Source organism: Amycolatopsis sp. NPDC051716 (assembly GCF_040681595.1).
Classification (GTDB): domain Bacteria; phylum Actinomycetota; class Actinomycetes; order Mycobacteriales; family Pseudonocardiaceae; genus Amycolatopsis.
In genome coordinates, this window is the sequence record NZ_JBFAZA010000011.1 from 238700 (window position 1) to 252105 (window position 13406).

Genomic DNA, 13406 nt, shown 5'->3' on the forward strand with positions numbered 1-13406 from the left:
GCGGTGCTCCTCAGGTTCGGGGTGCGAGGCGGGCGGCGGCGAGGGCGTAGACGTCCGGGGAGCCGTCCCACGGCGCGGTGCGCACGATGGTCCAGTGCTCGATGAGCCACCGCCCGCCGAGCTTGCGGAGCTTGAGGTCCCAGCGGCCGCGCATCGTGCAGTGGTCGACGACGCCGGGGTCGGCGGGGACGTGGTGGTAGGCGACCATGTGCGCGCGGCAGGTGGCTTCGCCGCCGGTCTGCCGCATGAGGAGGTCGGTGGCGGCGTGGTGGGTGCAGTCGAACCCGGTCAGGGTGGTGCGGGCCAGTTCGACGAGGTCGGCGGCGGTCACGGTGGTCGGCGGCCTGCCGTGGTAGTGGGTCGAGAGATCCAGCGTCACGTGCTCGGCGAAGAGCCGGCGGAGGGCGATCCAGTCCTGGTCGTCCTGGGCGTGGGCCAGGCCGGCGACGACGTCGGCGATGGCCGCCCGGTCGGCCGGTTCCGGCAGCGTGGTCATGCTCGGTCCTCCTCGGGGGTGGGGCGTTCGATCACCGGCAGGATCAGCCGGCTGGGGTGGGCGGGTCCGTGGCGGACGTGGTTGACGGCGACCACCACGGCGTCCGCGTCGTCGGTGGCGATCGTCGCGCCGGTGTTGGTGTTGCGGTCGTAGCGGGGGAAGTTGCTGCTGGAGACTTCGAGCCGGATGCGGTGGCCGGGCCGGAAGACGTTCGCGGTGACGCCCAGGTCGAGGGTGAGTTCGGCGTTCGTGCCCGGTGCCAGGAGCGCGGGTTCGGTGAGCGACTCGCGGTAGCGGACGCGCTGGATGCCTTCGCAGAGCAGGATGGCCCGGCCGTCGGGGTGGACGTCGACGAGCTTGCCGGTGAAGTCGGTGTCCGGTGTGGACGAACGGGTGTGCAGCACCAGGGTGATGTGGCCGGTGACCTCGATGGGCCGCTGGAGAACCGGGGTAGTGAAGCACAGGACGTCCGCGCGCGTTTCGATCGCGGCCTGGTCGGCTGGTCCGGGGTAGGTGCCCGGCGCGGCGGCGAGCACGGTGCCGCCCAGGCTGGGCACCGGGTCGTGGGGGTCGTAGTGGAAGGTGTCGGTCGCGTCCTCGGCCGGGGTGTCGCGGGTCAGGACGCCGTCGCCGGCCGCGGTGCCGGCCTGGCCGCCGCCGTCGAGGAAGAATCCGGTGTACCGGGTGTCCGGGAGCGGCCAGTCCGGCTCGTCGCGCCACTCGTCGGCCCCCATCACGAACAGCCGGACCCGGTGGGTGTGGTCGGGGAGGCCGGGCCGGCCGCGGACCCAGCAGTCGAAGAACCGCAGGTGCTCCTGGGTGATGCCGGCGGTCTTGATGCCGGCGGAGAGCCCGAACGACCGGTCGGGGTAGGTCCCGTCGGGGTGGGACCAGGGGCCGATGACCAGCCGCTGGCCGTCGCGGGCGGCGGTGCTGCCACCGCGGTGGCGCAGCGTCGTGTACGACCGGACGGTTTCGCCGATGAACACGTCGTACCACCCGCCGATGTGGAGGGCCGGCACGGTGATCCGCTCGACGTCGTCGATGGCGGCGATCTCCCGCCAGAAGGCGTCGCGTTCCGGGTGGTCGAGCACCTGGCCGAGCCAGGGCAGGGAGCGGGTCACCGCGGCGCGGCCGGCGGTCGGCAGCGGTTCGTGCAGCGATCGTGGTTCGGACAGGCCGGCCAGCAGCGCCGCGGCGTCGGCGGGGTCACCGCGGCCGTCGTCGAGTCCGCGTCGCAGGTTGCGCAGGGCCGAGAGGGTGCCCCAAGTGAGGACGGTGTCCTGGGACAACGCGCCGCCGGGGGAGCGCCACGGTGCCGCGTACGGGTCGGCCGAGGTCATCACCGGTGCGATCGCCCGCAGCGCCGGGACGTCGTGCACCGCGGCCTGCCATTGGCTGAAACCCATGTAGGACCCGCCCCACATGCCGACCGCGCCGTCGCACCACGACCGCGCGGCCAGCCAGGTGAGGGTGTCGACGGTGTCCGGGGCTTCGTGGGCGTGCGGCACGAACGTGCCGGGGGAGCGGGAGGTGCCCCGGACGTCCTGCGCCACCACGGCGTAACCGGCTTCGACGAGGGCGAACACGTCGGGGAGCTTCGGATTGCCGTACAGCCCGGCGTCGTCCTTGCCGTAGGGCGTGCGGACCAGCAAGGCCGGGAACGGGCCGGGCCCGTCGGGGAGCCACACGTTGGTGGCGAGCGCGATGCCGTCCCGCATCGGCACCGGCACGTCCACCTCCACCGTGAACCTCACGCCGTCACCGGGTTCCCGGTCGGCGTGATCATCCAGTGGCTGAACGCGGCGTAGTGCCGCGCGAACCCTTGCGGTGTGGCGGCGTGCTCCACCGCCGCCGACAGCGCCGCGACCTGGGCGTACCGGGGGATCCGGTCCGCCTCGTAGGCGGCGAGCGCCGCGATCACGTCGCCGGTGGGGGAAAGCAGGCGGCCGAGCAGCGCGGCGTCCTCGATGCCCAGCGTCGCACCGGCCGTGACGTGCGGCGACATCGCGTGGGCCGCGTCCCCGGCGAGCACGACGCGCCCGGACGCCCAGTGCGGCAGCGGCGGCACGAGCATGATCCGGTTGTGCAGGATCCGGTCCTCGGGCGTGGCGCGGATCAGTTCGGCGAGGACGCCGCCGTGCTCGCTCTCGTCGAGGTGCGCGGCCCGGGCGAGGGCCTGCTCCTTGAGGGTGCCGGTCGGTTCGGGCGCGTCGAACTGGTTCACCAGCCAGTAGACGCCGCCGTCGTGGGTGCGCAGGTACCCGCCGCGGCAGCGGTGGCCGCCCAGGATCAGCCGGTTCTCGGTCAGCGCGAGGCCCGGGTCCGGGAGCACCGCGCGCCAGGCGTGGTGGCCGGGGTGTTCCTGCGCCGGCGTCCCCGGCACCAGCTGGGCGCGGACCGCCGAGTACGCGCCGTCCGCCCCGATGAGCACGTCGGCGGCCTCCTCACTGCCGTCGGTCAACCGGACCGTGACGTGGTCCGCGTGCTCTTCGTACGCGGCGAACCCGGTGGCGAGGCGGATGTTGTCCCGGCCGACGGCGTCGGCGAGCAGATCGTTGAGTTTCGCCCGGTGCACCAGCAGGAACCGGTGATCTTCGACCCCGAATTCCGGGGTCTCCAGCAGCCGTCCGGCCGGGTCGTGGAAGGACATCTCGCTGGGCTTGCCGATCGCGCGCACCTGCTCGCCGAGGCCGAGGGCGTCGAACACGGCCAGCGCGTTGGCCCACAACCCCAGTCCGGCCCCGGCCGCTCGGATCTCCGGCGCGCGCTCGTGGACCACCACGTCGATTCCGCTGCGGCGCAACGCGATTCCGGTCGTCAGGCCCACGACCCCGCCACCGATCACCACAGCTCGCATCGCGGTCCTCCTTCGTCGTTCGCCACCGACGCTAGGGACGTCACCCGGTTAACTCCAGTGCAACCTGGGTACGGACTGATTCCACCTGTGATAATCGGCTGGGTGGACTACGACCTGAACCTCATCGAGGCGCTGGATGCCCTGCTCACCGAGAGCAGCGTGACGAAGGCGGCGGCGCGCCTGCACACCTCGGCGCCGGCGATGAGCCGCACCCTCGCCCGGCTGCGGCGCACGTTCGACGATCCGCTGCTCGTCCGGGCCGGCCGCGATCTGGTGCCGACTCCCCGGGCGCTGGAGCTGCGCAGTGAGGTGCACGCGGTCGCGACCCGGGCCCGCGCGCTGTTCACCCCCTCGGCCGCGGCCGACCCGCGCGCCGCGGTGCGCATGTTCGACCTGCAGGTCACCGACGTGCTGTCCACGACGTTCATCCCGGCCCTCATCGACGACCTGCGGAGCCAGGCGCCGGGGATCTCCCTGCGGCTGCGGCCGGAAAACCTCGAGGACACCCCGGCGCTGCGCGAAGGGCTCGTGGACCTGGAGATCGGGACGCTCCGCCCGGGGGACCCCGAGATCCACTCGGAAACGCTCGTCACCGAAACGCTGGTCGGCGCGATCCGGCCGGAGCACCCGCTGGCGAAGGCGAAGACCGTCACCCCCGAGAGGTTCGCCGCGGCCGACCACATCGTCGTCTCGCGCCGGGGCCGGGCCCACGGCCCGATCGACGAGCGGCTGGCCGAGCTGGGCCTGAGCCGCCGGGTGATCGCCGTGCTGCCGAGCTTCGCGGGCGCGCTGCACGTGGCCCGGGGCACCGACGTCGTCTGCGTCACGCCCGCCCGGCTGGGCCGTTCGATGCTGGAGACGCTGGGGCTGCGGACGTTCCCGATTCCCGTGGTGCTGCCGGAGGTGGTGCTCGGTATGGCCTGGCACCCCCGCAACCACCACGACCGGACGCACGCGCTGCTGCGGGAGCGCACCCGCCGGATCATGGCCCGCGCCGCGGGCCTGCCGTGATCTTTTCGATGAACGACGAAGCAGCGGTACCCATGAATGGTACCGCCATTTCAGCGAGTCGATTTTTCGGAAATCGGACATAAAACGATCTTGCCGAATTTCCGTGAGCCGTTTGAATTGCGTCCGAACGGCCGTCGAAGCAGCGCCTCGTAAATGCATACACTACGCGCGAAGTGTTCAGATGCTTCGTCGAACTGGAGGATGCCATGCAAACTGTGGATTCCACGGCCGTGCTGGAAGGCTGGCTGTCGGGTTCGGAATCGGTACACGGCCTGGCGAACCCGGCCGGCCCGCTCTACGTCGGCGGGAAAGCCGCCGAGGCCGCGCTGGTCGACCCGACCGACATGCTGTACGCGTTCTGTTCGAGCCCGACCGGCTCCCACGGCAGCTGGTGCTGCTGACGAGATCGGTTATCGGTACGCGCCCGCCATTCCCCTCGCGGGAGTGCGCGGGCGCACTCGGATCGGATCAGGCGGAGGCCGGCATGCTCGACGCAGTGGACAACGAAACCCTCCCGTTCGGCGGCCCGGTGGAACGGCTCACCCGGCCGTGGCGGACCACGCTGGCGGGCGAGCTCGACGCGATTCCCGGCCTGGCCCCGGACGAGCGTGACCTGATCCTGGCCGCCGGGAGCGAGGCGTTGGTCCAGTCCTTGCACGCGAAGCTGTCCCGCGTGTTCCTGATCGAGCTGCACGCGCGGCGGCTGGCCGCCGGCGCGGCCGGAGACGGCGAAATCTGGGCGGATTACGTCGAAGAAGCGACGCGCGAGGGCTACCTGACGAGCATCGAAGGGCGCTACCCGGTCCTGCCGCGGCGAGTCGAGCGGGTCGCGCGGGCGTCCGTGGCCGCCGTCGCCGGCTTCGCCGCCCGGCTGGCCGCCGACCGCCCCGCCTTCGACGAGCCGCTGCGCGGACCACTGAACGCGGTCGTGTTCGGGCGGGGTGACACGCACCGGGGCGGCCTGACCGTCAGCCGGGTCGACGTCGGGGCCGGAACCATCATGTACAAGCCGCGGAACTCGGCGATCGACGTGGCGCTCGCGGCGCTGATCGAGGACGTCTACGCACAGTTCCCCGGCGCGCCGGGGCCCGCCGAGCGGATCCGGGTGCCGCGGGTGCTGCAGCGCGACGGCTACGGATGGGCCGACTACGTCGAGCCGCGCTACTGCGCCGACGAGCGGGAGCTGGGCGTCTTCTACCGCAACCTCGGACACTGGCTGGCCGTCCTGCGGCTGTGCGGCGGCACCGACATGCACGCGGAGAACATGATCGCGGCGGGTCCGGTGCCGGTCGTCGTGGACGCCGAGACGTTGTTCGACGCCCCCGCGGAGTTCCCGGCCAGCGGGCAGGGCGACGCCGTGGACGTCGCGACCGCGTCGATCCGCCGGACGGTCCTGCGCACCGGCCTGCTCCCGGTGCGCGGCACGGGATACGCGCTGGGCGGGGTGGACATCTCCGGGATCGGCGCGCTGCCCGGGCAGCAGCCCCGGATCCCGGCGCCGGTGATCGCCGACGCGGGCACGGCCGCCGCGCGCCTGCAGGTCGACCTCGTCGACGTGCCGGCCGCGGGCAACCACCCCAGCCCGAAGCCGGTGCTGCACGCCCACTGGGACCGCGTGCTCGAAGGGTTCCGGGAGATGACCGCGCACCTGCACCGCCTCGACGCGTCTCCCACCGGCGACGTGCACCACCTGCTCCGGCACTTCGACGGCGCCGAAGCCCGCCGGATCCTGCGGCCGACGCAGGCCTACGTCGACATCGGCCGGATGCTGTGGCACCCGGCGTCCCTGCACGACGAAGCGGCCGCGATCGAACGCGGGCGGGACATCCTGCTCCGCAACGCGCAGGTCCTGCACGGCGCGCCCCAGGACCGGCCGACCATCGACGCGGAGATCGCCGACCTGCTGGCCGGGGACGTCCCGTTGTTCAGCTTCACCGTCGACGACGCGGCGATCGCGGCGTCGGTGGCCGACTGGCGCGGGGCGGACCTGCCGTTCGAGGAGTCGATCATCCAGGACGCCCTCGTCGGCGCCTACCTCAACGAACGCACCCTGCCATCGCGCCGCCAGTACCCGGCGCACGAGCCGCACGGCCGGGACCGGGACCACCGGCGGCGGGCGCTGGCCGCGCGGCTGGTCCGGCAGCTGTGCGACGGCGGGGTGCATGGCGCGGACGGCACGGTCACCTGGATCAGCCCGGTGTTCACCCCGGCGGGCTGGTCGATCCGCGTCCTGCCCGCCGACCTGTACACCGGCCAGGGCGGGGTGGTGCTCACGCTGGCCGAATACCTGGCCGAGGTGCGCGCCGGCCGCGCCGACGAGGTCGCCGGCGTGCAGGAGTGCTTCGACGGGGCGCTACGGGTGCTGATGAGCGTCGAGGAGCTGACCGAGACGCCGTCGGCCGGGGCGTTCAGCGGTGCGGCGTCGCAGGTGTGGACGTGGCTCGCGCTGCACCGCGTGCTGGGCTGGGACTGGCTGCCGGAGCGGGCGGCCGAGCGGGCCGGGCTGTTCACCGACGGCCGCATGATCGCCGAGGACCGCGAGGTCGACCTGCTCAACGGCGTCGCGGGCGCCGCGGTGCCGCTGCTCGGCCTCGCCGCAACCGGCCGCCCGGAGTGGCTCCCGGTGGCCGCGGCGGTCGGCAACCGCCTGGTGGAACTGGCCGTGCACGAGGACTACGGAGCACGCTGGCCCACCCGGCTCAACCCCGAGGGCATCGGCGGCTTCGCCCACGGCGCAACCGGCATCGGCTGGACCCTGATGCGCCTCGCGCTCAGCGACGCCGGCACGGTCGCGGAACGGGCTACCTGGCGGGAGCTGGCGGAGCGGGCGTTCGCCTACCAGGAATGGCTGTACCGCCCGGAGGAGGGCAACTGGTTCGACGCCCGCACCGGCAGTGAAGAGGACTTCTTCACCAGCTGGTGCCACGGCAGCGCCGGCATCGGGCTGGCGGCGCTCGACCTGCACCGCCGCACCGGCGAGGGGCGGTGGCTGGAGATGGCCGGCCGCGCCGCCCGCGCGAGTGCCGCCGAAGGCTTCGGCTGGAGCCACACGCTGTGCCACGGAGACATGGGAATGTGGGAGGTGCTCGACGCGATCCGCCAGGCCGAACCGTCCTGGGACGGCCCGGACCGCGACGAGATCGACGCGGAACTCCTGACCGGCCTGGAGCAGCGCGGCCCGGTCGGCGGCCTGGCTCGCGAGGCGTTTTCACCGAGCCTGATGTCCGGGTTGGCCGGGGTGGTGCACGGGCTGCTCCGCATGCATCCCGAGCAGCGCCTGCCGTCCCCGCTCCTGCTGGACTGAGGACTGGGTCTCGCCTGAAGGGCTCGCGGTGACGTCATCGCCCGGTGCGGGGGGCCGGAGCTCATCGGTTTGGCCGGCCATTTATCTGTAACCCGGCGGCCGGCATCGGCGACTTCGATGACACCCACGTTCCGAGGAGGTCAGATGAAGCCGTTCTTTTGTCACACGAATCGTCCTTTCGGTGTTATCCGCAAGGTGGTCGTCGTCGCCGGATTGCTGGGCATCGCCGTGTCGATGAATTGTGCGCCGGCCCAAGCGGTTCCTGGCCGCGCGAGCCGTGGCGACGCGGAAGCCGTCCTGCACGCGAGCGGCACCGGCGGAGCAGCCATCCGGAACCACGGCCCGGTCCACGGCGGCTCCCCGGCCGACATCGACGGCCGGGTGTCCATTCGCGTGCTGCAGCCGGTCGACGGCCGGCACTTCTGCCAGGACGACTGGCACGTCATCCTGGTGGCGGAACACATCGGTGGAGACAAGTCGTTCACCATGCAGAACGCCAAGGCGGAATTGAACTCCGTGCGGCTGGACTTCTTTCTCGACGGCGCCCCGCTGGCCACCGAGCGCACGTCGATCAAACGGTTCTTGGACCCGGGCTTCTTCGAGTTGGAAGAGGCATACTTTTTCCAGCAGGGCGCCATCATGGCACCCGGCGACCTGACGGTCGGCCCGCATTCATTGCGGGTGGTGGAAACCGACCCGGCCGGTAGCGGGGAGAACGACATCACGGTCTGGATCGATGCCACGGGCACCGGCGCCTGCCTTTGACTCCGGTGCTCTGCAGCCGTGAACGGCCCACAGCGCCCAGGACACTGGGGGTGCCGCTGGCTCTGGTGACGGCTGGACTGGCCTTGGCCGGTCCAGCCGGTCGGAGTCCCGCGTGCCGCTCCAGTGCGGGGCGATCCCCGACCTCGGCTACGACGCCGGTTCGGCGGAACCCGCCTCACCAGCCTCGTGTTTTGAGCGAACCTCGCCTTCGGCGCACTGTACGAGGCCTATCTCAACGCCGGGCTGACCAGATTCGACCGCGAACACGGCACGGAGGGCCCGAGTTTGTTCTGCCGCCGGTTCTTAACATTCACTTACGTTGGCCGGTCGGCGGTGTCTCCCGAGGTGTGGAGTCCCTAACGTCTGTCTGTGCCGCCGTCCCGTTTTCCCTTGTACCACAAGGAAAGGACGAGTACATGGACACGTCCCTGGTTCGACGCCTGTCGGCGGAGCTCGCCGGCACGGCCATCCTGTGCCTGTTCGGCATCGGCGCCGCGGTGTCCGTCGCGGCGGCCCGGGCCGGCGGGCCCGGCCTGCTGATCGTCGCGCTGGCACACGGGCTCGCGCTGGCCATCGCGATCTACGCCTTCGGTTCGGTGTCGGGTGGGCACTTCAACCCGACGGTCACCGTCGCGCTGGCCGCGCGTGGCCGGTTCTCGTGGCGGGAAGTCCCCGCCTACGTGGTCGCGCAGCTCGCCGGTGGCGTGCTCGGTGCCGCACTGGTCTATGCCACCTACGGCGACACCGCCACCGCCGCCGGGCTGGGCGCCACGACCTTCGGCACCGGGGTCGGCTACGTCCAGGCGCTGGTGGCCGAGGCGATCGGCGCTTTCATCCTGGTCACCGCGGTGTTCACGCTGGCTGTCGCGCCGAACGCGCCCAAGGGCGTGGCCGGGATCGGGATCGGGCTCGCGCTGGCCACCCAGATCATGGTGTTCGGTCCGCTCACCGGTGCCTCGGTGAACCTGGCCCGCACCTTCGGCCCGGACGCGGTGCTGGCCCTCGCCGGCGAGGATGCCGCGTGGTGGCAGCTTTTCGCCTACCTCGCCGGCCCGCTCGCCGGCGGTCTGGCCGCCGCGTTCCTGTGCGACTACCTCGTCACCCGCCGGCCGGCGGTCAAGGCCGGGGTGTGACGTGAACGGCGAAGACCCGTGCCGTGCCTGTGTCCTGCGAACCGCCGCCGCGCTCGGCTGGACTCTCGACGACGCCCCGCCCACCGTGGCGCCGCGGCATCGTTGCCCGTTGAATCGGAACGATCCGGCCCAAGTCGGCGCGCAACGGGACGGACCGGTCGCCGACGGCTGAGCCGCCGGAATTGCCGGCCGGCTACCACGTGCTGGTCCAGCAGTTCCAGGCCATCCTTGGCAGTCCCAGGTCACCGGCTTGGCCGGGCTCGACGCCCCCCGCCGAGCGGCTGCCGCGCAACCGCCGCGCGAGCCGCGGAACCGGGCTCCTCTTGTCAAGATCCGGTCAAGCCGTCGAGGAACACCCGCACCAGTCGCTCTGCCGGTTCCGACGGCTCCCGCGTGACCAGCTCCGACGCCAGTGCCGCCTCGTGCATCTCGAACAGCAGGGCCAGGTCCGCGGGTTCGATGTCCGCGCGCACGGTGCCTTCGCGCTGGGCCTGCTCCAGAGCCGGGCGCAGCAGCGAAACCAGGGCGTGGGCGTGGTGGCGGCGGCTGCGCTCCGGCAGTTCGCGGAACAGCCGGACGAGCGGGCGGCGCCGAGCCTGCATGGCCAGCACCGATCCCAGCAGTTCGCGGAACGGCTCCCGGCCGCGGACCCGGTTCTTGAGCGCGGCGAGGTGGTGCGCGGCGACGGCCAGCGCGAGCGCCGTGCGGTCGGGGAAGTGGCGGTAGACGGTCGCGCGGCCGAGGCCGGTGCGGCGGGCCACCGCGTCCAGTGCGACGTCGGCGTCCTCGCTGAACGCTTCGTCGGCCGCGCGCAGGATCGCCTCGCGGTTGCGCCGGGCGTCGACGCGCCGGGGTACGGCCGCGGACGGTCGCGCTGCGCGCATGAGGCCCGACCCTACTCGTGAGTAGTGAGACGGGCAATCCGTTCCATCTCTCGCTTCGGGTTCCTACAGTCACCGAAAGTCACGATCACGGCCGGAGGAACCCGCTCATGCGCACCCTGAACCGCCGCACCCTCCTGCAGGGCGCCATCGCCTTCGGTGGCGTCGCCGCGCTCGGAGCGGGCCGCGTGCCGGTCAGCCGGGAAGAACACCGGGTCGTCGTCATCGGGTCCGGGTTCGGCGGCGGGGTCACCGCGCTGCGGCTCGCCCAGGCCGGGGTGCCGGTGCTGGTGCTCGAACGCGGCCGGCGGTGGCCGACCGGGCCGGACGCCGAGACGTTCCCGCACCCGACGTCGGCGCCCGACAAGCGGATCTTCTGGCTGGGCTCGGCGCCGGCGTTGCCGGGCCTGCCGTCGCTGCCGCCGTTCGAGCGCTACACCGGCCTGCTCGAGCAGGTCACCGGCCGGGGGATGAGCATGATGTGCGCGGCCGGCGTCGGCGGTGGCTCGCTGGTCTACCAAGGCATGACGCTGCAGCCGACGGCCGAGCTGTTCCACGCCTGCTTCCCCGAGCAGCTCGACTACGCGCGGCTGGACGCCGAGTACTACCCGCGCGTCGCCGCGATGCTCGGCATCGCCGCCGCACCGGACGCCCTCGTCGAGAGCACGCCCTACAAGGCGTCCCGGATCTTCGCCCGCAACGCGCGCAACGCCGGCTATTCCGTCGAGAAGATCCCGATGCCGATCGACTGGGACTACGCCCTGCGCGAGCTCGACGGCGAGCTGAAACCGTCCTACACCAACGGCGACTGCGCGCTCGGGGTGAACAACGGCGGCAAGCACTCGGTCGACGTCACCTACCTCGCCGCCGCCGAGGCCACCGGCCGCTGCACCGTCGCCGTCCTGCACAACGTCACCGACGTCGCGCTGGCGCCCGACGGCCGGTGGGAAATCCGCGTGGACCGCATCGACACCGCCGGGAACGTGCTGGAGAAGAAGGTCTTGACGGCGAAGGCGCTCGTCATGGCGGCCGGGACGGCGAACACGACGCGGCTGCTGATGCGGGCGGGCGCGAAGGGCGACATCCCCGACCTGCCCGACGGGCTCGGCGCCGGCTGGGGCAGCAACGGCGACCGCATCTACACCTGGACGAACCTCGCCGACGACTTCGGCGCCCCGCAGGGCGGCCCGGTCGTCTACGGCAGCAAGGAGTGGGCCGACCCCGCGACGGCCAACACCGTCATCCAGGCGTCGCTGCCGCCGCTGCCGGACCTGCGGACCACGATGCTCGTCGGGTACGGCGTCAGCGAAGGCCGCGGCCGGTTCGTCTACGACGCGGCGAAGGACGACGCCGTGCTGCACTGGCCCTCCGGCGCCGACGCGAAGCTGAGCGCCCGCATCCACGAACGGATCACCCGCATCGCCGGCCCGCTCGGCGTGCTGCTCGACACCACCGCCGTCGCGCCGAGCACCTGGCACCCGCTCGGCGGCGCCGCCATGGGCTCGGTCTGCGACCTGGACGGCCGCGTGCTCGGCCACCGCGGCCTCTACGTGCTCGACGGCGCCCTGATGCCGGGCACGACCGCGGCCTGCAACCCGTCCATGACCATCGCCGCGCTCGCCGAGCGCGCGCTGGACCACCTGATCGCCCGAGACGTCGACCGCGTCTTCTGATCCCGAGCGGACTCAACGAGGAGTTCCCGTGCGCCGAAGTCCTTTCCGGACGGTCCTGCTGGCCGTCGTCATCACCCTGCTCTCCGCGGTGTCCGCGAGCGCCGCGACCGCCGATCCGCCGCGCGGCCCGGACGGTGACGCCTTCTACACGCCGCCGAGCCCGCTGCCGGCGGGCGCCGACGGCGACGTCGTCTGGTGGCGGCCGCTGCCGGATTCCGGCAGTGCCGAGGGGTACCTCGTGCTGTACCGGTCGAGGTCCGCGACGGACACGCCGATCGCGCTGTCGGGCCGGGTCCTGGTGCCGGCGGCGCCGTGGACCGGCCCGGGACCGCGCCCGATCGTCTCGGTCGCCAGCGGCACCCGCGGCATCGGCGACCGCTGCGCGCCGTCGAAGTTCCAGCCGGACTACGAGAAGCCGCTGTTCGTCGACGCCATGCTGAGCCGCGGCTGGGCTGTCGCGATCACCGACTACGAGGGCCTCGGCACGCCGGGCCGGCACACCTACGTCGTCGGACGCTCGGAGGGCCACACGGTGATCGACGCCGTCCGCGCGGCCACCCGGCTCCCCGCCGCCGGCCTGGCCGCCGGCGGGCCGGTCGCGTTCTCCGGGTACTCCCAAGGCGGCGGAGGAGCGGCCTGGGCGGGCGAACTGGCCCCGTCGTACGCACCGGAGCTGCACGTCGCCGGCATCACCGCCGGTGGCACCCCCGCGGACCTGAACGTGGTGGCCGAGAACCTCGACGGCGGCGTCGGGTTCGGCTTCCTGCTGCTCTCGGCGCTCGGCCTGGACGCGGCCTACCCCGAGCTGGACCTGCCCGTCTACCTCAACGACCGCGGCCGCACGCTGTACGCGACGCAGCAGGACGCGTGCGTCGACGCGGTGTTCGGCTACGCCTTCGGGCACATCGCCGACTACACGACGGCGAACCCGCTCACCACGGCGAAGTGGCAGAAGCGGCTGGCCGAGAACGAACTGGGCGCCCGGCCGCCGCGGGCGCCGATCTTCCTGTTCCACGGCGGCCTCGACGAAATCATCCCGTTGGCGCAGGCGCAGACCCTGCGGCGCGAGTACTGCGCGGCCGGGGTCGACGTCACGTGGGGCACCTACGTCGGCGAGCACGTGACGACGCTGGCGTTCTCCGCGGGCGATGTCGTGCGCTACCTGGCCGACCGGTTCGCGGGCAAGCCCGCCCGCTCCGGCTGCTGAGCGATCTCCGCCCGCGGACGTCGTGACCGGCGAAGCCCGCCCTTCGGCCCTTATCAGGCGGCTCCGGAGTTGGTTG

Annotated in this window: 11 protein-coding genes; 7 read left to right on the forward strand and 4 right to left on the reverse strand. The window is 72.5% G+C overall.

The window, feature by feature from the left end:
• Positions 1-10: 10 nt before the first annotated feature.
• Genes AB0M30_RS17920 through AB0M30_RS17930 form a run of 3 tightly spaced genes read right to left on the reverse strand, consistent with a single transcriptional unit; the run spans position 11 to position 3356 of the window.
• On the reverse strand, positions 11-496 hold the full coding sequence (locus tag AB0M30_RS17920; protein WP_364585116.1) for a nuclear transport factor 2 family protein: 486 nt from the start codon (positions 494-496) through the stop codon (positions 11-13).
• Positions 493-2253, reverse strand: coding sequence for a CocE/NonD family hydrolase (locus tag AB0M30_RS17925; RefSeq protein WP_364585117.1), 1761 nt, complete (start codon positions 2251-2253; stop codon positions 493-495). The genes AB0M30_RS17920 and AB0M30_RS17925 overlap by 4 nt, the downstream gene beginning before the upstream one ends.
• Complete coding sequence (locus tag AB0M30_RS17930; protein WP_364585118.1) at positions 2250-3356, reverse strand: FAD-dependent monooxygenase; 1107 nt, start codon at positions 3354-3356, stop codon at positions 2250-2252. The genes AB0M30_RS17925 and AB0M30_RS17930 overlap by 4 nt, the downstream gene beginning before the upstream one ends.
• Positions 3357-3458: 102 nt before the next feature.
• On the opposite strand from AB0M30_RS17930, the gene AB0M30_RS17935 reads away from it, so the two are divergent.
• The 5 genes from AB0M30_RS17935 (at position 3459) to AB0M30_RS17955 (ending at position 9569) form a co-directional block, all read left to right on the forward strand.
• Positions 3459-4367: a LysR family transcriptional regulator gene (locus tag AB0M30_RS17935; protein ID WP_364585119.1), complete on the forward strand. Its 909-nt coding sequence runs from the start codon at positions 3459-3461 to the stop codon at positions 4365-4367.
• A gap of 206 nt (positions 4368-4573) precedes the next feature.
• Positions 4574-4768 (forward strand): DUF6229 family protein, encoded by a 195-nt coding sequence (locus tag AB0M30_RS17940; protein ID WP_364585120.1) that lies wholly within the window; start codon positions 4574-4576, stop codon positions 4766-4768.
• 83 nt (positions 4769-4851) lie between these two features.
• On the forward strand, positions 4852-7671 hold the full coding sequence (locus AB0M30_RS17945) for a type 2 lanthipeptide synthetase LanM family protein (RefSeq protein ID WP_364585121.1): 2820 nt from the start codon (positions 4852-4854) through the stop codon (positions 7669-7671).
• Between the two features lie 144 nt (positions 7672-7815).
• Positions 7816-8436 (forward strand): hypothetical protein, encoded by a 621-nt coding sequence (locus tag AB0M30_RS17950; protein ID WP_364585122.1) that lies wholly within the window; start codon positions 7816-7818, stop codon positions 8434-8436.
• A 416-nt stretch (positions 8437-8852) separates the two neighbouring features.
• Positions 8853-9569 (forward strand): aquaporin, encoded by a 717-nt coding sequence (locus AB0M30_RS17955; RefSeq protein WP_364585123.1) that lies wholly within the window; start codon positions 8853-8855, stop codon positions 9567-9569.
• A 326-nt stretch (positions 9570-9895) separates the two neighbouring features.
• Here AB0M30_RS17955 and AB0M30_RS17960 read toward each other — a convergent pair whose 3' ends face one another.
• A complete protein-coding gene (locus AB0M30_RS17960) occupies positions 9896-10453 on the reverse strand; it encodes a TetR family transcriptional regulator (RefSeq protein ID WP_103344015.1) in 558 nt (185 codons plus the stop codon).
• Positions 10454-10560: 107 nt separating this feature from the next.
• Between AB0M30_RS17960 and AB0M30_RS17965 the strand changes: the two genes are divergently transcribed.
• Together AB0M30_RS17965 and AB0M30_RS17970 are read left to right on the forward strand one after the other, a co-directional pair.
• Positions 10561-12123 carry a GMC oxidoreductase gene (locus AB0M30_RS17965; RefSeq protein WP_364585124.1) on the forward strand — a complete coding sequence of 521 codons (1563 nt, stop codon included), beginning with the start codon at positions 10561-10563 and terminating at the stop codon, positions 12121-12123.
• 28 nt (positions 12124-12151) lie between these two features.
• Positions 12152-13330, forward strand: a complete 1179-nt coding sequence (locus AB0M30_RS17970; protein WP_364585125.1) for a lipase family protein — start codon at positions 12152-12154, stop codon at positions 13328-13330.
• Positions 13331-13406: the final 76 nt, after the last annotated feature.

Bases quoted from the DNA above. Each gene is read 5' to 3' on its own strand.
- AB0M30_RS17920 (WP_364585116.1), bottom strand. From the start codon at position 496: ATGACCACGCTGCCGGAACCGGCCGACCGGGCGGCCATCGCCGACGTC.
- AB0M30_RS17930 (WP_364585118.1), bottom strand. From the start codon at position 3,356: ATGCGAGCTGTGGTGATCGGTGGCGGGGTCGTGGGCCTGACGACCGGA.
- AB0M30_RS17940 (WP_364585120.1), top strand. From the start codon at position 4,574: ATGCAAACTGTGGATTCCACGGCCGTGCTGGAAGGCTGGCTGTCGGGT.
- AB0M30_RS17945 (WP_364585121.1), top strand. From the start codon at position 4,852: ATGCTCGACGCAGTGGACAACGAAACCCTCCCGTTCGGCGGCCCGGTG.
- AB0M30_RS17950 (WP_364585122.1), top strand. From the start codon at position 7,816: ATGAAGCCGTTCTTTTGTCACACGAATCGTCCTTTCGGTGTTATCCGC.
- AB0M30_RS17955 (WP_364585123.1), top strand. From the start codon at position 8,853: ATGGACACGTCCCTGGTTCGACGCCTGTCGGCGGAGCTCGCCGGCACG.
- AB0M30_RS17960 (WP_103344015.1), bottom strand. From the start codon at position 10,453: ATGCGCGCAGCGCGACCGTCCGCGGCCGTACCCCGGCGCGTCGACGCC.
- AB0M30_RS17965 (WP_364585124.1), top strand. From the start codon at position 10,561: ATGCGCACCCTGAACCGCCGCACCCTCCTGCAGGGCGCCATCGCCTTC.